The 20,857-nt window shown below is 67.7% G+C and carries 22 protein-coding genes; 9 read left to right on the top strand and 13 right to left on the bottom strand.

From position 1 onward, the window contains the following. Window positions 1-47: 47 nt before the first annotated feature. The 5 genes from HWX22_RS25010 to HWX22_RS32060 form a co-directional block, all read right to left on the bottom strand. Window positions 48-626, bottom strand: coding sequence for an NnrU family protein (locus tag HWX22_RS25010; protein ID WP_059819452.1), 579 nt, complete (start codon window positions 624-626; stop codon window positions 48-50). A gap of 253 nt (window positions 627-879) precedes the next feature. Then, window positions 880-1,287: a TfoX/Sxy family protein gene (locus HWX22_RS25005; RefSeq protein ID WP_059527237.1), complete on the bottom strand. Its 408-nt coding sequence runs from the start codon at window positions 1,285-1,287 to the stop codon at window positions 880-882. Continuing rightward, a complete protein-coding gene (locus HWX22_RS25000; protein WP_175916589.1) occupies window positions 1,284-2,393 on the bottom strand; it encodes a malate/lactate/ureidoglycolate dehydrogenase in 1,110 nt (369 codons plus the stop codon). The genes HWX22_RS25005 and HWX22_RS25000 overlap by 4 nt, the downstream gene beginning before the upstream one ends. A 65-nt stretch (window positions 2,394-2,458) precedes the next feature. Beyond that, window positions 2,459-3,913, bottom strand: a complete 1,455-nt coding sequence (locus tag HWX22_RS24995; RefSeq protein WP_059819454.1) for a M20 family metallopeptidase — start codon at window positions 3,911-3,913, stop codon at window positions 2,459-2,461. 493 nt (window positions 3,914-4,406) lie between these two features. Continuing rightward, window positions 4,407-4,649, bottom strand: a complete 243-nt coding sequence (locus HWX22_RS32060; RefSeq protein WP_244135284.1) for a hypothetical protein — start codon at window positions 4,647-4,649, stop codon at window positions 4,407-4,409. Here HWX22_RS32060 and adiC point away from each other — a divergent pair. Together adiC and HWX22_RS24985 are read left to right on the top strand one after the other, a co-directional pair. After that, a complete protein-coding gene (gene adiC, locus HWX22_RS24990; protein WP_244135283.1) occupies window positions 4,612-6,048 on the top strand; it encodes an arginine/agmatine antiporter in 1,437 nt (478 codons plus the stop codon). The genes HWX22_RS32060 and adiC overlap by 38 nt on opposite strands. Before the next feature lie 3 nt (window positions 6,049-6,051). Continuing rightward, on the top strand, window positions 6,052-8,391 hold the full coding sequence (locus HWX22_RS24985) for an Orn/Lys/Arg decarboxylase N-terminal domain-containing protein (protein ID WP_059526881.1): 2,340 nt from the start codon (window positions 6,052-6,054) through the stop codon (window positions 8,389-8,391). Between the two features lie 66 nt (window positions 8,392-8,457). Here the strand turns inward: HWX22_RS24985 and HWX22_RS24980 are convergent, their stop codons facing one another. Continuing rightward, window positions 8,458-9,183: a hypothetical protein gene (locus tag HWX22_RS24980; protein WP_059819457.1), complete on the bottom strand. Its 726-nt coding sequence runs from the start codon at window positions 9,181-9,183 to the stop codon at window positions 8,458-8,460. 172 nt (window positions 9,184-9,355) lie between these two features. Next, complete coding sequence (gene ftrA, locus HWX22_RS24975) at window positions 9,356-10,330, bottom strand: transcriptional regulator FtrA (RefSeq protein WP_059819458.1); 975 nt, start codon at window positions 10,328-10,330, stop codon at window positions 9,356-9,358. A gap of 111 nt (window positions 10,331-10,441) precedes the next feature. Between ftrA and HWX22_RS24970 the strand changes: the two genes are divergently transcribed. After that, entirely contained in the window at window positions 10,442-10,861 is a 420-nt protein-coding gene (locus HWX22_RS24970) for a rhodanese-like domain-containing protein (RefSeq protein ID WP_175911808.1), read from the top strand. A gap of 90 nt (window positions 10,862-10,951) precedes the next feature. Beyond that, entirely contained in the window at window positions 10,952-11,278 is a 327-nt protein-coding gene (locus tag HWX22_RS24965; protein WP_059819460.1) for a superinfection immunity protein, read from the top strand. Between the two features lie 18 nt (window positions 11,279-11,296). Here HWX22_RS24965 and HWX22_RS24960 read toward each other — a convergent pair whose 3' ends face one another. The 5 genes from HWX22_RS24960 to HWX22_RS24940 form a co-directional block, all read right to left on the bottom strand. After that, the gene (locus HWX22_RS24960; RefSeq protein WP_175916587.1) at window positions 11,297-12,463 is read right to left on the bottom strand and encodes a cytochrome P450; all 1,167 of its coding nucleotides are present in this window, start codon (window positions 12,461-12,463) and stop codon (window positions 11,297-11,299) included. Window positions 12,464-12,609: 146 nt separating this feature from the next. Next, on the bottom strand, window positions 12,610-12,876 hold the full coding sequence (locus HWX22_RS24955) for a YodC family protein (RefSeq protein WP_059819461.1): 267 nt from the start codon (window positions 12,874-12,876) through the stop codon (window positions 12,610-12,612). A gap of 333 nt (window positions 12,877-13,209) precedes the next feature. Next, the gene (locus HWX22_RS24950) at window positions 13,210-14,070 is read right to left on the bottom strand and encodes an isocitrate lyase/phosphoenolpyruvate mutase family protein (RefSeq protein WP_175916586.1); all 861 of its coding nucleotides are present in this window, start codon (window positions 14,068-14,070) and stop codon (window positions 13,210-13,212) included. A 135-nt stretch (window positions 14,071-14,205) separates the two neighbouring features. Beyond that, window positions 14,206-15,066, bottom strand: a complete 861-nt coding sequence (locus HWX22_RS24945; RefSeq protein WP_175911811.1) for a MurR/RpiR family transcriptional regulator — start codon at window positions 15,064-15,066, stop codon at window positions 14,206-14,208. Between the two features lie 63 nt (window positions 15,067-15,129). Further along, entirely contained in the window at window positions 15,130-15,483 is a 354-nt protein-coding gene (locus HWX22_RS24940; protein ID WP_059526909.1) for a NirD/YgiW/YdeI family stress tolerance protein, read from the bottom strand. Window positions 15,484-15,710: 227 nt separating this feature from the next. On the opposite strand from HWX22_RS24940, the gene HWX22_RS24935 reads away from it, so the two are divergent. The 5 genes from HWX22_RS24935 (at window position 15,711) to HWX22_RS24915 (ending at window position 19,621) form a co-directional block, all read left to right on the top strand. Next, entirely contained in the window at window positions 15,711-16,373 is a 663-nt protein-coding gene (locus HWX22_RS24935; RefSeq protein ID WP_059699147.1) for a response regulator, read from the top strand. Then, on the top strand, window positions 16,370-17,746 hold the full coding sequence (locus HWX22_RS24930) for an ATP-binding protein (RefSeq protein ID WP_175911812.1): 1,377 nt from the start codon (window positions 16,370-16,372) through the stop codon (window positions 17,744-17,746). Before HWX22_RS24935 ends, HWX22_RS24930 begins: the two co-directional genes overlap by 4 nt. A gap of 279 nt (window positions 17,747-18,025) precedes the next feature. Further along, the gene (locus tag HWX22_RS24925) at window positions 18,026-18,472 is read left to right on the top strand and encodes a MarR family winged helix-turn-helix transcriptional regulator (protein WP_175911825.1); all 447 of its coding nucleotides are present in this window, start codon (window positions 18,026-18,028) and stop codon (window positions 18,470-18,472) included. 36 nt (window positions 18,473-18,508) lie between these two features. After that, window positions 18,509-18,877: an antibiotic biosynthesis monooxygenase family protein gene (locus HWX22_RS24920; RefSeq protein ID WP_175911813.1), complete on the top strand. Its 369-nt coding sequence runs from the start codon at window positions 18,509-18,511 to the stop codon at window positions 18,875-18,877. Between the two features lie 543 nt (window positions 18,878-19,420). After that, window positions 19,421-19,621 (top strand): hypothetical protein, encoded by a 201-nt coding sequence (locus HWX22_RS24915; protein ID WP_059526917.1) that lies wholly within the window; start codon window positions 19,421-19,423, stop codon window positions 19,619-19,621. Between the two features lie 331 nt (window positions 19,622-19,952). Here the strand turns inward: HWX22_RS24915 and blaPEN-bcc are convergent, their stop codons facing one another. Further along, on the bottom strand, window positions 19,953-20,846 hold the full coding sequence (blaPEN-bcc, locus tag HWX22_RS24910) for a PEN family class A beta-lactamase, Bcc-type (RefSeq protein ID WP_175916585.1): 894 nt from the start codon (window positions 20,844-20,846) through the stop codon (window positions 19,953-19,955). Window positions 20,847-20,857: the final 11 nt, after the last annotated feature.

The following is a 20,857-nucleotide window of genomic DNA, read 5'->3' as shown; positions in this document are numbered from 1 at the left end:
ACTTGCGCGCCCCGCGCTTCAATGCCCGCAGGCGTATGCGTTCAACTTCAACCGAACGGTCGCACGCCGATCAGCGGGCCATGCAGGAACAGCGCGAAGACGGCCCATACGACGAGCCCGGCGACGATCGTCACGGCATCGCCCGACAGCCTGCCGGCCGGATAGCGGACGCCGTCGCGGCGATCGCGCGCGCGCCACACGACGAAATCGACCAGCGACCACACGAAGAATGCGCCGAACAGCACGACCGCGTGCAGCGTGCCGTTCGCGAGCAGGTGCGCGACCGCCCACACCATCACGCCGGCCACCATCGGATGGCCGACGAGCGTCTTGATGCGGTTGCGCGGCACGTAGGACGCGGCGATCAGCACGAATGCGATCGCGGTCAGCATGCCGGTGAGATGGCGAACGCCGACGGGCGACACCCACAGCAGCGTCCCGCCCTGGCGCGCGACGCCGTAACCCCAGATGATCAGCACGAAGCCGACGATCGACGCGAGCGCATAAGGGCCCTTCCAGCGTTTCTCGCCGATCCGCTCGATGGTCGCGGATCGCCAGCCGTCCGCGACGATCCGAATCGAATGCACACCGAGGAAGATCGCTAAACCGAGAATCAGGACGAGCATCGGCTATCTCCGTCTGGAACGATGAGTGGGGAATCATTCGCGCGGCTTTCGATGCGCCGTTCGCGAGGCCGGCAGCGAGACCGGCTCGGGGTCGCGCCGGGCACGGACGCGATCGCGCCGATCATAAACGCCGGGGCCGCCGTTGTGAAGCAGCCGGAACATGCGGTGCGTCAAACCCGGCGCTTGCGCGCACCCGACGTGAACCGAAAGAAAGGAAGTAAGAAAAAGGAAATGCGCCGCCGTACGCCCGGCGCTACGTGCGCTTGCGCGTCGCTTCCGGTTTCGGCGCCGGCTTCGACTTCGGCCGCGCCTTGCGCTTCGGCGCCCCCGCCAGCAGCGCCGCGCGATACGCGCCGCGACACCAGTCGAACAGCGCGCCCGCGTCCTCGAGCACGTCGGCCGGCGTTTCGTAATAGCCCTCGAGCGCAACGGTGCGCGTGGGACGCTCATACGAGAACGGTCCCATCCCCGCCGCGACGAACGCGGGGCGGTTCACGTCGTCGACGCGCAAAAACAGCGACCCGCGCGACATGAAGCCGAACATCACGCCGTCGAGCCGCATCGCGGCGCCGCTGAAGAACCGCACGACCTGTACGTTGCCGAGCGGCGCGAGCCGATACGCGATCTCCTCGCCGTGCGCCTTCTCCGATTGCCAGCTCATGCGGGCTCCGTGCAGCGCTGCGTCCACACGTCGAGTTCCACGTCGTCGAAACCGACGGCCGCCGCGCTCTCGCGGATCTGCCGCCACGTCGCACGATCGACCGGAATGCCGTCCGCGCCGCGCGCGGCGCGGCTCGCCTCCTCCGGCTCGCCGGGCATCCGCACCGGCGCATCGCCCGCCTGCGGCGACGCCTTCGCCCATTCGACGAACGCATCGGCTTCGCGCTCCGCGTCGGCCGCGTCGAACGCGTTCGGATCGATCAGCACCGACAGCATCCCGTTGACGATCGCGCTCGTCTTCTGCAGCGTGCCGCCGTAGGTCGTATGCCCGCCGACCAGCGCGCCGCCGAAGATCTCGCACATCGCCGCCAGCGCATAACCCTTGTGCAGTCCGAACGGCAGCAGCGAGCCGAACGGCTGCTCGTGCATGACGGCCGGATCGTCGGTCGGCTGGCCGCGATGATCGATCAGCGACCCGGCCGGCACGCGCTTGCGCTGGTTGTATGCCACCCGCGTCTTGCCGTACGCGATCGCGCTCGTCGCGAAATCGAGCAGCAGCGGCGGCCGGCCCGCGCGCGGATACGCGGCGCAGAACGGATTCGTGCCGAAACGCGGATCGGTGCCGTGCAGCGGCGCGACGAGCAGGTCGCCCGGCACGTTGACGAAATGGAACGACACGAGCCCCGAACGCGCGCACTGCTCGGCCCAGTGCCCGATGCGGCCGAGGTGATGGACGTCGCGCAGCCCGAGCGCGCAGATGCCCATGCGTCGCGCGCGCTCGATCCCTTCGACCATCGCCTCGAACGCGATCACCTGGCCGAAGCCGCGCCCGCCGTCGATCGTGAGCACCGCGCCGCCGTCGCGGACGATCGACGCGTGCCCGTTCAACTGCAACTGCCCCTCCCGCCACGACGCCACGTAGTTCGGGATCATCCCGATCCCGTGCGAATCGTGACCCGCCAGATTCGCGCCGACCAGATGATCGGCAACGAGCCGCGCCTCGCGCTCGCTGCTGCCAGCCCGCTCCCAAAGTGCCGCGACGAATGCATGCAGCGGTTCGGCGCGCATGCGCAGCGGGTCGGTATCGGAGGTCGGCAGCGCGGTCATCGGCAAGGCTCCGTGAGGTCGAGGTGAATCCGGTTGAATCCGTTCGGGTCGGGCAGCGCGAACGCTCAGCGCGCGGACGCGATCACGTCCGCCACCGCGGCGGTCAGCTTCTTCGCGTACGGCACGTGCAGGAACTCGTTCGGGCCGTGCGCATTCGACTTCGGCCCGAGCACGCCGCACACCATGAACTGCGCGGCCGGGAAGCCGGCCTGCAGCACGTTCATCAGCGGGATCGTGCCGCCGAGGCCCATGTACGCGCAGTCCGCGCCGAAGTGGCGGCGCGACGCGGCGTCGAGCGACGACGCGAGCCACGGCGCGAGATCCGGCGCGCTCCAGCCGGTCGCTGCGCCCGCGTCCGGCTTGAACGTGACCTTCGCGTTGTACGGCGGATCGAGTTCGAGCAGGTCCTTCAGTTGCTGCACGGCCTGTGCGGCATCGACCAGCGGCGGCAGGCGCAGCGACAGCTTGAACGCGGTGCGCGGACGCAGCACGTTGCCCGCGTCGGCGAGCGCCGGCAGGCCGGCCGCGCCCGTCACCGACAGCGACGGACGCCACGTCGAATTCAGCAGCGCCTCGCGCGGATCGGTCGTGGTCGGCAGCACCGGCTTGCCGTCCGCGCCGCATGCCCACGGCAGCCCCTTCCACACGGCGTCGCCGAGGATCGCGGCTGCCGCATCGGCTTCGCGCACGCGGCTGTCGGGAATCTCGCAATGAAACACGCCGGGCAGCAGATTGCCGTTCTTCGCATCTTCCAGGCGCTCGAACAGCTGGCGCATCACGCGGAAGCTCGACGGCGCGATGCCGCCGAAGACGCCCGAGTGAACGCCTTCCTCGAGCACCTCGACCTGCAGGTCGCCGGACACCAGCCCGCGCAGCGACGTCGTGAGCCACATCTGGTCGTAGTTGCCGGCGCCCGAATCGAGGCACACGACGAGCGACACCTGGCCGAGCCGGTCGCGCAGCGCGTCGACGTACGGCAGCAGGTCGTAGCTGCCCGACTCCTCGCAGGTCTCGATCAGGCCGACGCAGCGCGGCCGTTCGACGCCCTGCTCGTCGAGCGCGCCGAGCGCCGCGAGGCTCGCGTAGATCGCGTAGCCGTCGTCCGCGCCGCCGCGGCCGTACAGCTTGCCGTTCTCGAACTTCGGCGTCCACGGGCCGAGGTCCGCGCGCCAGCCGTCGAATTCGGGCTGCTTGTCGAGGTGGCCGTACAGCAGGATCGTGTCGGTGCTGCCCGAGCGTGTCGCGGGCGTTTCGAAGAAGATCACCGGCGTGCGGCCGGGCAAGCGCACGATCTCGAGCTTCAGGCCTTTCACCGGCTGGCGTTCGGCCCACTGCGCGGCATCGGTGACGACCCGCTCGAGATAGCCGCGCTTCGCCCAGTCGGGGTCGAACGCGGGACTCTTGGCGGGGATCGCGATGTAGTCGGTCAGTGCGTGGAGAATTTCATCGTTCCACTTGCGCTCGACGAAGGTAACGAGCTTGTCATGGTCGAGGACGGGGGTAGTGTCGACGGAGGTCATGGTGGGGTGCCTGGATAGGGCTGACGAAAGACCGGATGATACGCCGATGCCCGGCCCCAGGGGCGCTTTCCGCGGACGTATTCAGGGCCCGTTCCCGCAGCGTTTCACACGCGCGCCGAACGCGACTTCGACCGTGATGCCGCGGCCGTCGGCAATCGCACCGATGCATCGTCATCGGCATCACCGTTCGGTAGAAACAATCACTGGCGCCGCCAAACGCGCATTTCAAGCGCCCGATAATAACCGACTAATTCAATCAGGGTTTCCCGAGTCATTCAGCCCATGAATTGAATTAACCAGTTCGGCAAAAAATCGATTATCCGTTCAATTTTCGAGATACTGCACCGTCACCCTCGAACATGACCCGAACCGGCCAAGGCCCGCCGCCCGGCCTCATACGCCCTCATCCGTTCGCACCATGACATTTCATCTTCCTCAATGATAATGATCAATATTCAAGATATTAAATTGCATCGTTTACTCCTATTGAAACTCAATTAAGAGATAAGATGCTGTCGTTCAATAAAGCGACGGACCATTCCGGATTCGTCGACACGGCGCCGGGCCGCGCCACCTCAACTGCATCACGATCATTCAAGGAGCCTCGCATGTCCGATGCCAGCTCGTCTTCCTCCCGTTCCACCGCCGCGCCAACCGCGATCGCCGCGCCGAAAATCGGCGTCATCCCCGCCACGCTGATGGTCGCGGGCAACATGATGGGCTCAGGCGTCTTCATGCTGCCCGCGAACCTCGCCGCCACCGGCGGCATCGCGATCTTCGGCTGGCTGATCACCGTCGTCGGCGCCGTGTCGCTCGCACTGGTGTTCGCGAAGCTCGCGGCGATCGACCCGGCCGCCGGCGGCCCGTATGCGTATGCGCGCAAGTCGTTCGGCCCGTACATCGGCTACCAGACCAACCTGATCTACTGGCTCGCGAACGTGCTCGGCAACGTCGGCCTCGCGGTCGCCGGCCTCGGCTATCTCACGCACTTCTTCCCGATGCTGCGCGACCCGCGGGTATTCGCGCTCGCGCAGATCTTCGTGATCTGGCTGTTCACCTACGCGAACATCCTCGGGCCGAACGTGGTCGGCCGCGTGCAGTCGGTCACGACGATCTTCGCGCTCGTGCCGATCCTCGGGATGGCCGTGTTCGGCTGGTTCTGGTTCAGCAAGGACGTGTACTTCGCCGGCTGGAACGTGTCGGGCGCGAACAGCTTCGGCGCGATCGGCGCGACGCTGAACTTCACGCTGTGGGCGTTCATCGGCGTCGAGAGCGCGTCGGTGTCGGCCGGTGTCGTCGAAAACCCGTCGCGCAACGTGCCGATCGCGACCGTCGGCGGCGTCGTGCTCGCGGCCGTCTGCTACGTGCTCAGCTCGACCGTGATCATGGGGATGATCCCGAACAAGGCGCTGCTCGCATCGAGCGCGCCGTTCGCGGATGCCGCGCGCCTCGCGCTCGGCGACACCGCCGCGAACGCGGTCGCGATCTGCGCGGCGCTCGGCTGCCTCGGCTCGCTCGCGGGCTGGACGCTGCTGGTCGGCCAGACCGCGAAGGCCGCGGCCGACGACGGCCTGTTCGCCGGCGTGTTCGCCCGCGTCAACTCGAAGAACGTGCCGTCGGCCGGCCTCGCGATCGTCGCGGTCATCATGTCGGTGCAGGTGCTCGCGACGATGTCGCCGAGCGCGAGCGAGCAGTTCGGCAAGATCGCGTCGATCGCCGTGATCATGACGCTCCTGCCGTACATCTACTCGTGCATCGCGATCAAGGTGCTCGGCTACGGCAAGATGCCGTCGCACCAGTTCACCTTCTACACGATCGTCGGCCTGATCGGCGCCGTCTACGCGCTGTGGGCGATGGTCGGCTCCGACGGCCAGCAGACGCGCTGGTCGCTGATCTTCGTGATCGCGACGATCGTGTTCTACGAGCTGTCGATCAACCGTCAGCGCGAAATCGAGGAAACCCATATCCATCCGGGCGGCCGCTCGCCGCGCTGGGTGCGCTACCTCGCGCTCGGCGTCACCATCGTCGCGCTCGTCGCGACCTTCTGGATCTCCGTGGGCCGACACACGGCCGACATCCTTCACGCACGCTCGCCGGCCGCGGGCGTCCAGGCAACCCAGCAAACGGGGGAATAACCCATGACCGCTTCCTTGACCCAACCGGCGTTCCGCCGCCTCGGCATGAAGGCGCTGCTCGTGCAGCACGACATCGACGAACGCACGGCGACCGGACGCGCGGCCACCGCGCTCGTCGAAGAATTGCGCACGCGGCTCGTCGACGTCGTCATCGCGACCTCCGCCGAAGACGCGCGCGCGGTGGTCGACGCCGATCCCGCGATCCAGTGCCTGCTGCTCAACTGGGAACTCGGCAACGATCCCGCCCACGCGCCCGCGCAGGCCGTGCTCGACGCGATGCGCGCGCGCAATGCGACGGTGCCGGTGTTCCTGCTCGCGAGCCGCGCGAGCGCGGCGGCGATTCCCGTCGACGCGATGCGCAAGGCCGACGACTTCATCTGGATGCTGGAAGACACCACCGCGTTCATCGGCGGGCGGATCGTCGCCGCGATCGAACGCTACCGCGAAACCGTGCTGCCGCCGATGTTCCGCGCGCTCGCGCAGTTCTCGCGCGTGTACGAATACTCGTGGCACACGCCGGGCCACACGGGCGGCACCGCGTTCCTGAAATCGCCGGTCGGCCGCGCGTACTTCGAATTCTTCGGCGAGGCGCTGTTCCGCTCCGACTTGTCGATCTCGGTCGGCGAACTCGGCTCGCTGCTCGACCACTCCGGCCCGATCGGCGAAAGCGAACGCTACGCGGCGCGCGTGTTCGGCGCGCACCGCACGTATCACGTGACCAACGGCTCGTCGATGTCGAACCGCGTGATCCTGATGGCGAGCGTCACGCGCAACCAGGTCGCGCTGTGCGACCGCAACTGCCACAAGTCGGCCGAGCACGCGATGACGATGTCCGGTGCGATTCCGACTTACCTGATCCCGTCACGCAACCATTACGGGATCATCGGGCCGATCATGCCGGAACGGCTCACGGCCGCCGCCGTGCGCCTCGCGATCGACGCGAACCCGCTGGTGCGCGGGCGCGACGGCATCGATCCGACGCCCGTGCATGCGCTGATCACGAACTCGACATACGACGGCCTCTGCTACAACGTCGCGCGCGTCGAGGAACTGCTCGGCCAGAGCGTCGACCGATTGCATTTCGACGAAGCATGGTACGGCTATGCGCGCTTCAACCCGATCTACCGCGATCGTCACGCGATGCACGGCGATCCGGCGCAGCACGACGCCAGCAAGCCGACCGTGTTCGCAACGCAGTCGACGCACAAGCTGCTCGCCGCGCTGTCGCAGGCGTCGTTCATCCACGTCCGCGACGGCCGCAATCCGATCGAGCATGCACGCTTCAACGAGGCATACATGATGCATGCGTCGACGTCGCCGAACTACGCGATCATCGCGTCGAACGACGTGAGCGCCGCGATGATGGACGGCCCCGGCGGCGAGGCGCTGACGACCGACGCGATCCGCGAGGCCGTGTCGTTCCGCCGGATGCTCGCGCGGCTGCATGCGGAATGCGAGGAGAACGACGACTGGTTCTTCAACGGCTGGCAGCCGGACACCGTGGTCGACCGCAAGACAGGCCGGCGCGTGCCGTTCCATGAAGCGGACGAAACGCTGCTCGCCACCGATCCGTCGTGCTGGGTGCTGCATCCGGGCGAGACGTGGCACGGCTTCGGCGAGATCGAGGACGACTACTGCATGCTCGATCCGATCAAGGTGTCGATCGTCACGCCGGGCGTCGCGCCGCACGGCGGGCTGATGCCGGTCGGCATTCCGGCGTCGGTCGTCACCGCGTATCTGGACCGGCACGGGATCGTCGTCGAGAAGACGACCGACTTCACGATCCTGTTCCTGTTCTCGCTCGGCGTGACGAAGGGCAAGTGGGGCACGCTCGTCAACACGCTGCTCGACTTCAAGCGCGACTACGACGCGAACGCGCCGCTCGAACAGGCGCTGCCGGACCTCGTCGCGCGCTATCCGGACCGCTACGGCAAGCTCGGCCTGCGCGAACTGTGCGACCTGATGTTCAGCGCGATGAGCGACCTGAAGACGACCGAGATGATGTCGCGCGGCTTCTCGACGCTGCCGCAGCCCGACTTCAGCCCGGCCGAGGCGTTCGAACATCTCGTGCACAACGACATCGAGATGCTGGAGCTGTCGGAGATGGAAGGCCGCACCGTCGCGACGGGCGTCGTGCCCTATCCGCCCGGCATTCCGCTGCTGATGCCCGGCGAGAACGCGGGGCCGGCCGACGGCCCGCTGCTCGGCTACCTGAAGGCGCTCGAGCAGTACGACCTGCGCTTCCCCGGCTTCACGCACGACACGCATGGTGTCGAAGTCGAGGACGGCGTGTACCGGATCGCGTGCATCAAGGAAACCGCCCGCGACACCAACACGCGTTGAGCATGCGCGCCGCGACGCCGCGCCGGCAGAATGCGGCCGGCGTCGCGATGCGTGACGACTCGCCGGTCATGCCGGCAACCGACCGACCCAGGCGGCAAGCTGCGCTTCGCCTTCTTCGTCGAGCTTTCCCTTCAGTTCTCCGTACCAAGGTGCGATCGCGTCGGCCGGCTGCGTGGCCTTCAGGATCTCGAAACTGTTCTCGAGGAACGACGCAAAGAACGGAATGCCCCGCATGTAGAGGAAGGTCGAGTCGGTGATCCGCACGTGGCCATACACGTCGCGCACCCACGCGAGATGCGGCAGCGCCTCGCGCAGGTGGCCGCTTTGCATCAGCGCGGAAATGAAGTTCACGCGCGCGGCGACGTCGGACTGCTCGTGCGTGTCGTGATTGACCTCGGCGGCCTTCTGCATCCACGCTTCGCCGCGCTCCACTTCGTCGCACATCACCGAGGTCGTCGCGAGCTGCACCGCGTTGTGCGCGCTCGGCTCGCGGTCGAACAGCGCGAGCCAGTACGGAAACGCTTCCCGGTAACGCTTCATCGCCGAATACGACAGCGCGCACAGGCGCGCCGCATCGGCCAGCCGCTCTGCATGCGGCGCGGCGGCCGCGATCGCGGCTTCGTGCCGGCCGGCCTGGAACGCCTTCAGCGCGGACGCAAGCTCGGGCGCGATGTCGGGGCCGTTCTGATCATTCGCGCCTTCGGATGCGTCGGATGCGTCGTTCGCGGACGGCGCGGGCGTCGCCGCTTCATCACGCGGTTTCTTTCCGAACAGCTTTCCCAGCAGGCCCATGGCGATTGTCCTTGTCGTTGTGATGGATGAATGGCGGCTGGTCGCAGCGGCGCAAGAAGCGCAGCGCGCGTGAACCGGATCGCCGCACGGCGACCGCCATCTTACGCGCGCTCGAAGTCGGCAGAAAGCGAACGACGGCCGGGCGCCGCCGTGGCGAAGGAAGACTCGACGCTCACGCGTCCGCGGGCCTCACGCCGCGATCCATCCCGCGCCGGTACGCGGCAGGGCTCGTCGCCGCGACGCGCCGGAAATGCCGACGCAACGACTCCTCGGAACCGAACCCCGCGCGCGCGGCAATCTGCGCGAGCGACAACCCGGGATGGGCTTCGAGCATGTCCTTCGCGACGTTCACACGCTCGCGGATCAGCCACGCGAGCGGCGACATTCCCGTCGCGTCCGCGAACTGCCGCTGCAGCGTGCGCGTGCTCATCGCCGCCTGCGCGGCCAGCGACGCGAGCGTGTGCGGCTCGGCCGCATGCGCGCGCATCCAGTCGATCAGCTTCGCGAGCCGGTCGCTGCCGCCCGGTGCGACCGGTCGCGGCACGAACTGTGCCTGGCCGCCGTCGCGATGCGGCGGCAGCACCAGGCGCTGCGCGACGCGGTTCGCGATCGCGCCGCCGTGGTCGCGGCGCACGAGATGCAGCAGCATGTCGAGCCCCGCCGCCGAGCCGGCCGACGTGACGATCTGCCCTTCGTCGACGTACAGCGCGTCGGGATTCACGCGCAGCGCCGGATAGCGCGCCTGCAGGCGCTCGGCGTAGCGCCAGTGCGTCGTGACGGTGAGCCCGTCGAGCACGCCGGCCGCCGCGAGCACGAACACGCCCGAGCAGATCGAACAGAGCCGCGCGCCACGGCGATGCGCGGCGCGCAGCTTTTTCAGCAGCGGTTCCGGCGGCGGCTCGTCCGGATCGCGCCAGCCGGGAATCACGATGGTGTCAGCGCGATCGAGCATCGCAAGCCGGTACGGCGCGGCGACCGTGATGCCGCCCGCCGCGCGCACGGGGCCCGGCTCGCTCGCGCAGACCGCGAAGCGATACCAGTCGACCCCGAGTTCCGGGCGTTCGAGCGCGAACAGTTCGACCACGCAGCCGAATTCGAAGGTGCAGAGGCGATCGTAGGCGAGCGCGACGACGAGATGATTGTGCATGGCGCGATGTTACCGGAACTTGTCGATCGCGCCACTGCCGCGATGACCGCCGAACCGCGATACTGCCCTTCATCCCGGCGCATTCCGCGCCGCCCTTCAGGAGCGCCTTTCATGTCTTACGTCACCGACGTCCCCGCCGCCGACAGCGCCGCCGCCCTCGCGCACTTCGAAGCGTCGCTGCGCTTCGAGACCGATTGCTGGGACGTGCACGACGCGCTCGCGTCCGGCGCGCCCGATTTCGTGTTGCTCGACGTCAGGGGTCCGGAGCAGTTTGCCGCCGGCCACGTGCCCGGCGCGCGCAACCTGCCGCACCGCAAGATCGTCGCCGGCAAGCTCGCCGACCATCCGGCCGCCACGCTGTTCGTCGTCTACTGCGCCGGCCCGCACTGCAACGGCGCCGCGCGCGCGGCGATCCGGCTCGCGCGCCTCGGCCGCCCTGTGAAGCTGATGATCGGCGGCGTCACGGGCTGGCTCGACGAAGGTTTCGCGTTGCGCAACGAAGCGCAGCCGCAGGACGTTGCCACGCGCTGATCGTCATTAAAAACGCAACAATCAATTGCCGGCACACAAACGGAAAAAGCGCGACAATCGGCCACATTGCAGTTCTGATGGAGCAGCAACATGGAACACGCAGTCCTGATTCAGGTGGCCGGTTCGGTCGCGGCGATCGCGCTCTATTTTCTTCCGGCCATCGTCGCCGACCGGCGCGCCCGGCACGACAAGCTGACGATCGCAATGTTCAACGCCCTGTTCGCGTGGACGGGCATCGGCTGGTTGATGACGCTCTACTGGGCATGCCAGCCGAACCCGCAAACCGACGTCGCGCAAACCATCCTCGCGAAGCGCCGCGGCATCAGCATGCGGACCTTCTCCGCCGGCCTCGTCGAACGCGTGCAGCGCCGCGTCGCCGCCCAGGAGCAATGGGCCGAGAAGCAAGGTTGCCGCTAGCCAGTCCCGCTGTTCTCCTTACCTCGCCGCTTCGAACTTCGGCATCCTGACATTGGTCGAGGCCCGATAGTCCCACACCAGCCTGTCGCGCGGCACTTCGCTGGCTGCGCGCAGCCACGCCCCGAACGCCCCCGCCGTCACCGCCCGCGCGATCCGCTCGCCCGGGCAGCCGTGCGGACCCGTGCCGAACCCGAAGTTCGGCCCCGGTGCGCGGCCCGGCAACAATCGGTTCGGCTCGCGATGCACGGCCGGATCGCGGTTCGCCGCCGCGAGCACGACCAGAATGGCCGCACCGGCATCGACGGTCACGCCTTCGATCGTCGTGCGCGACGCGACGAAGCGGCGCGTGTTCTGCACCGGCGCATCGAAGCGGCCGACCTCGGCGACGAATGCGTCGAGCGTCGCGGCATCCGGCAGCGCGCGTTCGGCGCCGGTTGCGTCCCACGCGACCAGCACATTGCCGAGCCACGCGGCCGTCGCCTCGCACGTCTGCGACAGCAACCCGACGAGATTCGCGACGAGCGCGCCGCTTGCGTGCCAGCCCGCGGCACGGGCCGCCTGCTGAATCGCCGCGACCCATGAGCCGTCGTGCGCGCGCGTGCGCGCGACGCGCTCCGTCATCCGGTCGAGCAGCTGCCGCGCGGCCTCGCTCGCGCGGGCCAGCGCCGCGTCGTCCGACAGCGGCGACAGCGCGGCGACGAAGTCGACGACCAGCGCAGCGATATCGTCGAGTTGCGCGTCGTCGAAGCCGAGCAGATCGGCAACCGCGCAAACGGGCACCGTCAGGCACCACGCATTCAGTGCATCGGCGTCATGCGATGCGCGCAGCCGGTGGCCGGCAAGTTGCACGGCCCGCTCGCGCAACGCGTCGACGTCGATCGGCGCGAACGCCGCGCGCAGCGCCTGCTTCGGCACGTCATGCCGCAATGCGCCGTCGTTCATGCGCACCAGATCGCCGAACAGCGCGCCCGCCGTCGTCCCGCGCAGCGCGGGCGGCACCGGCGCATCGAGCGGCCTGACGCGGCACGCCGGGTGACCGAGCACGGCCGTCACGCTCGCCGCCCGGCTCGCGACCCACAGGCCGAGCGAGGCGTCGAACGCGAGCGGTGGCCCGTCGACGAGCGTCGAGTAGTACGGGTAGGGATCGCGGTGCGTGACCGCGGCAATCGGATTGGTCGGGTTCATGCGTGCAGTATCGGCGCGTCGGGCCGCCGCATGTTTCGGGTTGACGTGAAATGTCGCGGATGTCGCGGTCACGCCCATGCCTGCACCGCGGGCTGATGCGACGCAGCAGTCGGCCGCCGGCAAGCGGCGTCGTGACGGACGTGGCCTCAGGCTGCCGAACGATAACGATGCGCCTGCATGCGCAGTCGGACGCGCCCGGCGGAAATCGCACGCGGTTCGGGCACCACCGTTTCGTGATGAAACATTTCCTGCCGGAAGTGGCCACCGTCGTCGAACCACTGGCAGATGAGCCAGTCGGCATCGTCGAACACGACCGGCCCGGCATAGGTGACCGTCATGCGCGGCCCGCCGGTTTTCAGCGTCACGACATCGCCGACGCGAAAGCCGTTGCTGTGATTTTCTCGGATTGTCATCGCTCTCTCGATTTTTTATATATTCATTTTCCGGCGGCCCGCTGACAGGTCTTTCGGATACGCGGCAGATTACCAACCCAATAAATAACCGGCAACTCCCGAATACCCCAAAACATCGACCTGAAAATCGCAACGATACGCGGCAGCGGTTCGCGCGGCGGGCTTCTGACACCATATTCGGCGCGGCTTGCGCGCCGAATATGGTCAAACAGCCGGAGTGCGGAGAATAAACGATGAATTTCGCGCCGTCATCGAACTTCAAATCGGCGGCGGTTTCGATTGATTACTGTCAATCGGATTTCAGCTGGAAACGTTCCCACGTTTTATCGGCGCTCATTGTTCGAACCGGACGTGCGAATTGTCCGGCGCCGAAAACCAGCGATTGAGGTCGCGCCCCGGCACCGCCGCCTGCGTGAACGTGAACGTGCCGTCGCGCGCCATTTCCGTCGCGGCGCGCAGGAACGCGCCGAATGCGGCCCGCGCCAGCGCGCCGCCGACGCTCACGCGCTTCACGCCGAGCGCCGCGAGCGCCTCGAGGCTCAGCAACCCGCCCTGCAGCCCCATCACGACGTTAACCGGCGCGCCGACCGCGCGCGTGATCGCCGCGATCTCGTCGGGATCGGTCACGCCCGGTGCGTAGAGCACGTCGGCGCCGGCGTCGCGGTACGCGACGAGCCGCGCGATCGTGTCGGCAAGGTCGGGACGGCCATGCAGATAGTTTTCGCAGCGCGCGGTTAGCGTGAACGGAAACCGCAGCGAGCGCGCCGCGTCGACCGCCGCCGCGATGCGCTCGACCGCCAGGTCGTGCGGGTAGATCGGCGCGTCGGCGCGGCCGGTCGCATCCTCGATCGAGCCGCCCACCGCGCCGGCGTCGGCCGCCAGGCGAATCGTCTCGGCGACCGCGTCGGGCGCGTCGCCGAAGCCGTTCTCGAGATCGGCGCTGACCGGCAGGCCGCCCGCGGCGACGATCTCGGCGATGTGGCCGAGCATTTCGTCGCGGTCGATCGCGTTGTCGGGCCGCCCCCTCGAAAAGGCGAAGCCGGCGCTCGTGGTGGCAAGCGATTCGAAGCCGGCCATCGCGAGCAGCCGGGCGGAACCGGCATCCCACGGGTTCGGGATGATGAAGGCCCCGGGGCGCGTGTGCAGCGCGCGGAAGGTTTCGGCCAGGCGGAACTGCACGTTGGAATCGGACATTGCGGTCTCCTCGGAATGGAGACGTCAGCATACGCGCGCGCGATACCGCGACGGTTCAGGGCGCGGTGAAATATATATGCGGATGCCGGGGCCGCGCGCGCGGCGCGGTGTGCCGCCAGTCACGCCGCCGTGCGGCTACACGACGTAAGCGCCCTTCGCATGCAGTTCCGCTTCCGTGCGCTCGAGCGCCGCGATCGCATCGCTGCCTTCCATCGCCAGCAGCTGCGCGACCAGCGCCTCGGCCATCGCATGCGCGGCGACCAGCGACGGAAAGAACGACGGGCTGTCGTGCGTGAAGATCAGCTGCGCGTCCGCATGCAGCGCGATCGGCGACACCGCGCTGTCCGTGATCGCGACGATCTTGCTGCCCTGCGCCTTCGCCGCCTGCGCGACACGCGTCGCTTCCGCGGAATACGGCGCGAAACTGATGATCACCGTCACGCTCTGCTTCGCGATCGTGCGCAGCTCCATTTCGAGCGAGCCGGCGACGCCGTTGAGCAACGACACGGTCGGCCGGAACAGCCGATAGCCGTATACGAATCCGAACGCGACCGGATAGCAGGACCGAAATCCCGCGACGTGCACGTGCGACGCCTTGCGAATCAGTTTCGCGGCGTCGGCGAGCGCGTGCGCATTCTGCGCGGCGGTGGCGGCGAGATTGTGCTGCTGTGCGGCGAGCAGGTCGTGCGCGAGCGACGCCTTCGCGTCGGGCCGCACGAGCGAACGCGCACGCTGCGTGAGCGGCTCGGGACGCGCGCGCACGCGCGCGACGCACAGGTCGCGCAGCTCGTTCCAGCCGGGGAAACCGAATTGCTGCGCGAGCCGCACGAGCGACGCGGGTTGAACCTGCGCGCGCTGCGCGACCTTGCGCATCGACGAGGTGGCAACCTCGTCGGGATGATCGAGCAGAAATGCAGCGCCCGCCTGGAATTGCGGGCTCAGTTCGGAAAATTGCGCCCGGATCCGGGACGCGAGTTCATCGAAATTGGCAGCCATCTTGGTGAGAACGGGAACCGGTCGTCCATGGTATCACCGGCCCCGTCCGCACCGGTGCACCGGTCAGCGCAACACTTCGACGTGATCGGCGTCGACCTTCACCTTGCCCGACCACTTGCGCTCGAACTCGCCGGTCAGCTTCACTTCGCTCTTGTCGCTGACGGGCTGGCCGGCCGCCCACAGCTTTTTGTCGATCTCGACGCGGATCGTGCCGGTTGCATCGGCGAACTCGTAGTCCTCGCCGCCGGTGTGCTTGACGATGCGCCCCTGCAGTTGCACGTGCTGATCGTCCTTGCCGTTCGCGAGCAGTTCCTTCACGGTCGTCGTGGTCAGCGTGGACGGCCCCGTGTATTCCGCGTAGACGGCGGCGGGCAGCACGGCGAGCGCGATCGCCAGGATTCTCGTCAGGTGTTTCATGATCTCGTTCCTCCATTTTTTCGAGTGCGCCGCGCTCCCGTTGAACGCGACGGCCCCGAGATTACGGAGCGTAAGATTAAGCAAACCTGAAGGCCGTCGGCCGCGGCATGCCGTCGCGGCCTTTCGGTGCGCGAACGCACGGAGGCGCCCGTGTTTAAGCTCGGCCTAAGACACCTGCGCTTATCATGGGAACCCCGGGCGCCACGCCCGCCAACTGACACGAATCCATGCGCGTACTGCTCGTCGAGGACGATCCGCTGATCGGCAGCGGGCTCGAACAGGGCCTCAAACAGGAAGGCTTCGCGGTCGACTGGGTCAAGGACGGCGACGCCGCGACGCTCGCGCTGCGCTCCACCAGCTACGGCCTGCTGCTGCTCGACCTCGGGCTGCCGAACCGCGACGGCCTGTCGGTGCTCGCGTCGCTGCGCCGCCGCGACGAAACCCTGCCGGCGATCATCATCACCGCGCGCGACGGCGTGCCGGACCGCATCGCCGGCCTCGACAGCGGCGCCGACGACTACCTCGTCAAGCCGTTCGTGCTCGAGGAACTGCTCGCGCGCATTCGCGCGGTCAACCGCCGCCACGCGGGGCGCGCACAGACGACGCTCGCGATCGGCCCGCTGCGGCTCGATCCCGTCAAGCACCTGGTCTGGCTCAACGACGACGAAGTCACGCTGTCGCCGAAGGAATTCGTGCTGCTGCACGAACTGATGCGCGACCCCGGCGCGGTGATTTCGCGCGAACAGTTCGAGGAACGGCTGTACAGCTGGGGCGAGGAAATCGAAAGCAACGCGGTGCAGGTGCACATCCACAACCTGCGCAAGAAACTCGGCCACGACATGATCCGCACGGTGCGCGGCGTCGGCTACCGGATCGGTGACGGCGCATGACGCATCTGCAACACGCGATCGCGCGCTGGCGCAGCGCATCGCTGCGGCGGCGCCTGTTGATGTGGCTGCTGCCGGCCGCGTGCGTGATCGGGCTGGTCGCGAGCGCGGGCACCTACTGGGGCGCGCTGCGCGAGCTCGACGATCTCCTCGACGACCAGATGCGCAGCATGTCGAAGCAAATCGTCGTCGGCCCGAACGGCGAACTGTCGTTCCGCAATCACGGCGACGGCAAGCACGATTTCGAGGCCAGCGATCCCGACGCCGTGCTGCTGCAGGTCTGGCGCAACGGCACGCTGGTCTATTCGACCGATCGCAAATCCGAGCTGCCGCCGCCCGCGCAGACGGGCATCGGGAGCGTCGACGTCGGCGGCCAGCCGTGGCGCACCTACGTGACCGAACGCGGCGGCACGACGATCCGGCTCGCACAGGCGCGCCATGCGCGCTGGGAAGCGATCGCGGGCATCGCGGTGCACCTGCTGTGGCCGGTGTTCTCGATGCTGCCGGTGCTCGCGATCGGGCTGTGGTTCGGCATCGGCGCGGGGCTTCGGCCGCTGCGCACGATCGCATCCGGCCTGAAGCGCAGGAATGCGAACAATCTCGAACCGGTCGACATCGCGTCGATGCCGAACGAAGTCCGCCCGCTCGCCGAAGCGATCAATGATCTGCTCGCGCGGCTCGACCGCTCATTCACGCTGCAGCGGCACTTCATCGCCGATGCCGCGCACGAGTTGCGCACGCCGATCATGGGGCTGTCGATCCAGTCGCAGTTGCTGCGGCGCGCGTCGACGGCCGACGAACGCGAGCAGATCCTCGCGCAGATCCAGGCCGGCACGACGCGCCTCGGCCACCTCGCCGAACAGCTGCTGACGCTCGCGCGCCTCGAACCCGACGCGCAGGCGTCCGCCGCGGCATCCGCGCCCGTCGATCTCGCCGCGCTGTGCCGCTCGGTGGTCGCCGACCGCACGCGCGTCGCGGATGCGCACCATATCGACCTCGGCGCGATCGTGTCGTCGCCGGTGATGGCCGCGGGCAACATGGACACGTTGCGCGTGCTGCTGAACAACCTCGTCGACAACGCGATCCGCTACGCGGGCGACGGTGCGCGCGTCGACGTGTCCGCGCGCCTCGACGGCGCGACGCCCGTGCTCGAAGTCGCCGACGACGGCCCCGGTATTCCGGAAGCCGAACGCACGGACGTATGGGAGCGCTTCTATCGCGGCGAAGGCGCGCAGGCGGCCACGTCGTCGGGCAGCGGGCTCGGCCTGTCGATCGTCAAGCGGATCGCCGAACAGCATCGCGCGACGGTCGCGCTCGGCACGACGCAAGGCGGGCGCGGGCTGACCGTGACGGTGCGTTTTCCCGTTCCGGCCTGACACTCGCCTGACGGCCGGCTTTTCCACAGATTGTGTTGGCAAGCTTGTGGACAACCGGCCGCTAACGACGGCAAGCAATTGATCCGAAAGGGTTTGGCGGTCGTGCGCAGCGAATGCGCCAGGCCGCGCCGGACAGGCGCACGTCTCGACGCGACATCGCGTAGCGATCCCCTCTCCCGCCACGCCGGCTCGTCCGCCCGTCCGTGGCAATCCACGACCACATTGACAACCAGTTACCAATTGCGTAAATTAGTTGTCAATTTATCGCGCATCCCGACCATGACGAAATCCACCAAGTTGACTTCCGTCGCGCTGTCCGTCTTCCGGCTGAACGGCCTGTTGATCGAATGGGGCAATACCTTTGCCGCGCCGCACGGCCTGACCAGCGCGCGCTGGCAGGTGCTGGGCGCCATCTCGATGGCGCCGGAAGCCCCGAACATCCCGCAGATCGCCGACACCATGGGCATCACGCGGCAGGCCGTCCTGAAACAGATCAACGTGCTCGTGGAAGAAGGACTGGTGCAACCGCTGCCGAATCCGACGCACAAGCGCTCTCCGTTGTACACGCTGACCCCGCGCGGTGCCGCGGCCTACCAGGCGGTGGTCGGGCAATGGCAGCAGCATGTCCGCGACATCTCGGGCCAATTCAGTTCGGCCGATCTCGATGCGGCGATGCGCGTGCTGTCGACGATGTCCGGCGCTCATGCGCCGAACGGGCAGGCGTGATCGCGCCATCGCCCCAATTACTTGCAGGAGTGCCCCATGCCTCATTTCAAGCCGATGGACCCGGCCTTTCCGATCCAGCAACAGCTCTGCATCGACGCGCAACCCGTCGTCCTCGTCAACGTCTTCACGCTGGATCCGGCCGACGAAGCGGATTTCCTGGCCGTGTGGAAGGACGACGCCGAGTTCATGAAACGGCAGCCCGGATTCATTTCGACCCAGCTTCATCGCGCGCTCGGCGACAGTCCGACCTACTTCAACTACGCGATCTGGGAATCGACCGACGCGTTTCGCGCGGCCTTCACGCACCCGGAGTTCGTCGCGAAACTGTCGGCTTATCCGTCGTCCGCCGTCGCGAGCCCGCACCTGTTCCAGAAAGTCGCCGTGGCAGGCGTGTGTACCGCGTGAGCCGACACACGGGCCGGCGCAGCGCGATCGCCACGCGGACTTCTCCACAGAAAATGTTGGCAAGCTTGTGGATATCCTGCGCACCGCGACGCTAAGCCCTTGATCCGACGGACTTTGGCACGCGTGATGCAGACGCGGCGCGCGCCGCGCCGTCAGACGCGCCGGTTCGCCGCACTTCGCATCACGATGCCACGTCGATGTGCGTTCCGATGTGCGTTCGATACGCGACGCGATCGTCACGCCACTTACCCACAGATTTTGTTGGCAAGCTTGTGGATATCCTGCGCACGCATCGCCTAACCCGTTGATCGGCCAACGATTCATGCGCCGCGCCACCGCTGCGGCAGCGCGCGGTCCGCTCACGCGCGCAATCGGACGATCCGGCGCAACGGCGGCACCCCGAACGCAGCTTGACGTTCATGCACACGACGCGTCAGGATCACACGAGCCGCACGCGGCCGCGCATCGCGCGACTGCACGCGCGGCGCCACGTGCGGGCCGTTCGGCCCGCATCGGACAACGACACATCATCCGAGGAAGACCATGGAACACTTCACCGCAGGACAGTTGATCGTCTCGCTCGTGCTCGTCGCGATCGTCGTCTATCCGTATGTCCGGATCGTTCGGCGTACCGGGCATTCAGGCTGGTGGATCCTGACGATGTTCATCCCGGTCCTGAACTTCATCATGTTGTGGGTGTTCGCGTTCGCGCGCTGGCCGTCGGTCGACGATCGGCATGGCTGAACATCGAGCGGGCTTGTCCACAGATTGTGTTGGCAAGCTTGTGGACAGCCTGCGCATACCACGCACAAGCGCTTGATCCGAAAGACTTTGTCCATGCCGCTTCGAATCGTGCAGGCAGGCCCGCGGCATACCGACGCCGCGCCCGCCGCGCGGTGAACGCGACCGCTCGCGGGCTTGTCCACAATTTTTGTTGGCAAGGATGTGGATATCCTGAGCATGCGTGACCTAAGTCGTTGATCGCACAACGTTTCGACCTGCCGGTCACGACCGCGGCACGACGTGCCTCCATCGCTTCGTCCATCCGTCGATGAACGCACGCCGCGCCGCCCGCTCAGGCGAACGTCGCGACCGCGATACGCGCGGCGGCGGCGATCACGTCGTCCTTCGCCTTCGCATCGGCACGCGCCTGCGTGTAGTACACGACGAGCACGATCGGCGCGCGCGACGGCGGCCAGATCACTCCTGCATCGTTCGTCGTCCCGTAGTCGCCGGTGCCGGTCTTGTCGGCCACCTGCCACCCGGCCGGCACGCCCGCGCGAATCCGCTTGTCGCCGACCTTGTTGCCGCGCAGCCACGCGACGAGCTGCGCACGCTGCGCCGGCGGAAGCGCGTCGCCGAGCGTAAGCACGCGCATGCTCGCGGCCATCGCGGCGGGCGTCGTCGTGTCGCGCGGGTCGCCCGGCAATGCGGTGTTCAATTCGGTCTCCCAGCGATCGAGCCGGAACGCGTCGTCGCCGATCGAGCGTGCATATGCGGTCACCGCCTCCGGCCCGCCGATCAGCTTCATCGCCAGGTTCGCGGCCGAGTTGTCGCTGTACTGGATCGCCGCCTCGCACAACTCGGCGACGGTCATCCCGGTGCCGACGTGCTTGCCCGACACCGGCGAGTAGTTCACGAGATCGGACTGCGCGATCGTCACGCGCTGCTGCAGCAGCCCCGGGTGCTCGACGCTCTGCGCGAGCACCGCCGCGCTCAGCATCGCCTTGAACGTGCTGCAGAACGGGAAGCGCTCGTCCGCGCGATGCAGCGCGTGCAGGCCGCTCGCGGTGTCGATCGCGCACACGCCGAGCCGGCCGCCCGCCGCGTGCTCGAGCGCGGCAAACGACGTCGCGGACGAAACGTCCCGCCCCGCGGCCGGCGGCGACGCGCACGCGGCGACGGTCAGGACGAGCGGCGCCGTCGCGGCGGCCAGCAACAGGGTTCGACGTTGCGATGAGTAGGTCATGTCGTGTCTCT

The organism is Burkholderia sp. BCC1638 (assembly GCF_902833195.1).
In the GTDB taxonomy this organism is placed as follows: domain Bacteria; phylum Pseudomonadota; class Gammaproteobacteria; order Burkholderiales; family Burkholderiaceae; genus Burkholderia; species Burkholderia diffusa.
The sequence above is the reverse complement of the archived record's forward strand: the minus strand, read 5'-3'. Positions and strand labels throughout refer to the sequence as shown.

What these genes read in the sequence shown, in the direction of transcription:
- HWX22_RS24925 (WP_175911825.1), top strand. Translation starts at nt 18,026, where the DNA reads ATGACGAAATCCACCAAGTTGACTTCCGTCGCGCTGTCCGTCTTCCGG.
- HWX22_RS24980 (WP_059819457.1), bottom strand. Translation starts at nt 9,183, where the DNA reads ATGGGCCTGCTGGGAAAGCTGTTCGGAAAGAAACCGCGTGATGAAGCG.
- blaPEN-bcc (WP_175916585.1), bottom strand. Translation starts at nt 20,846, where the DNA reads ATGACCTACTCATCGCAACGTCGAACCCTGTTGCTGGCCGCCGCGACG.
- HWX22_RS24955 (WP_059819461.1), bottom strand. Translation starts at nt 12,876, where the DNA reads ATGACAATCCGAGAAAATCACAGCAACGGCTTTCGCGTCGGCGATGTC.
- HWX22_RS24985 (WP_059526881.1), top strand. Translation starts at nt 6,052, where the DNA reads ATGACCGCTTCCTTGACCCAACCGGCGTTCCGCCGCCTCGGCATGAAG.
- HWX22_RS24965 (WP_059819460.1), top strand. Translation starts at nt 10,952, where the DNA reads ATGGAACACGCAGTCCTGATTCAGGTGGCCGGTTCGGTCGCGGCGATC.
- ftrA (WP_059819458.1), bottom strand. Translation starts at nt 10,330, where the DNA reads ATGCACAATCATCTCGTCGTCGCGCTCGCCTACGATCGCCTCTGCACC.
- HWX22_RS24995 (WP_059819454.1), bottom strand. Translation starts at nt 3,913, where the DNA reads ATGACCTCCGTCGACACTACCCCCGTCCTCGACCATGACAAGCTCGTT.
- HWX22_RS24915 (WP_059526917.1), top strand. Translation starts at nt 19,421, where the DNA reads ATGGAACACTTCACCGCAGGACAGTTGATCGTCTCGCTCGTGCTCGTC.
- HWX22_RS24960 (WP_175916587.1), bottom strand. Translation starts at nt 12,463, where the DNA reads ATGAACCCGACCAATCCGATTGCCGCGGTCACGCACCGCGATCCCTAC.
- HWX22_RS25010 (WP_059819452.1), bottom strand. Translation starts at nt 626, where the DNA reads ATGCTCGTCCTGATTCTCGGTTTAGCGATCTTCCTCGGTGTGCATTCG.
- adiC (WP_244135283.1), top strand. Translation starts at nt 4,612, where the DNA reads ATGGTCGCGGGCAACATGATGGGCTCAGGCGTCTTCATGCTGCCCGCG.
- HWX22_RS24930 (WP_175911812.1), top strand. Translation starts at nt 16,370, where the DNA reads ATGACGCATCTGCAACACGCGATCGCGCGCTGGCGCAGCGCATCGCTG.
- HWX22_RS24935 (WP_059699147.1), top strand. Translation starts at nt 15,711, where the DNA reads ATGCGCGTACTGCTCGTCGAGGACGATCCGCTGATCGGCAGCGGGCTC.
- HWX22_RS24940 (WP_059526909.1), bottom strand. Translation starts at nt 15,483, where the DNA reads ATGAAACACCTGACGAGAATCCTGGCGATCGCGCTCGCCGTGCTGCCC.
- HWX22_RS25005 (WP_059527237.1), bottom strand. Translation starts at nt 1,287, where the DNA reads ATGAGCTGGCAATCGGAGAAGGCGCACGGCGAGGAGATCGCGTATCGG.
- HWX22_RS32060 (WP_244135284.1), bottom strand. Translation starts at nt 4,649, where the DNA reads ATGAAGACGCCTGAGCCCATCATGTTGCCCGCGACCATCAGCGTGGCG.
- HWX22_RS25000 (WP_175916589.1), bottom strand. Translation starts at nt 2,393, where the DNA reads ATGACCGCGCTGCCGACCTCCGATACCGACCCGCTGCGCATGCGCGCC.
- HWX22_RS24950 (WP_175916586.1), bottom strand. Translation starts at nt 14,070, where the DNA reads ATGTCCGATTCCAACGTGCAGTTCCGCCTGGCCGAAACCTTCCGCGCG.
- HWX22_RS24970 (WP_175911808.1), top strand. Translation starts at nt 10,442, where the DNA reads ATGTCTTACGTCACCGACGTCCCCGCCGCCGACAGCGCCGCCGCCCTC.
- HWX22_RS24945 (WP_175911811.1), bottom strand. Translation starts at nt 15,066, where the DNA reads ATGGCTGCCAATTTCGATGAACTCGCGTCCCGGATCCGGGCGCAATTT.
- HWX22_RS24920 (WP_175911813.1), top strand. Translation starts at nt 18,509, where the DNA reads ATGCCTCATTTCAAGCCGATGGACCCGGCCTTTCCGATCCAGCAACAG.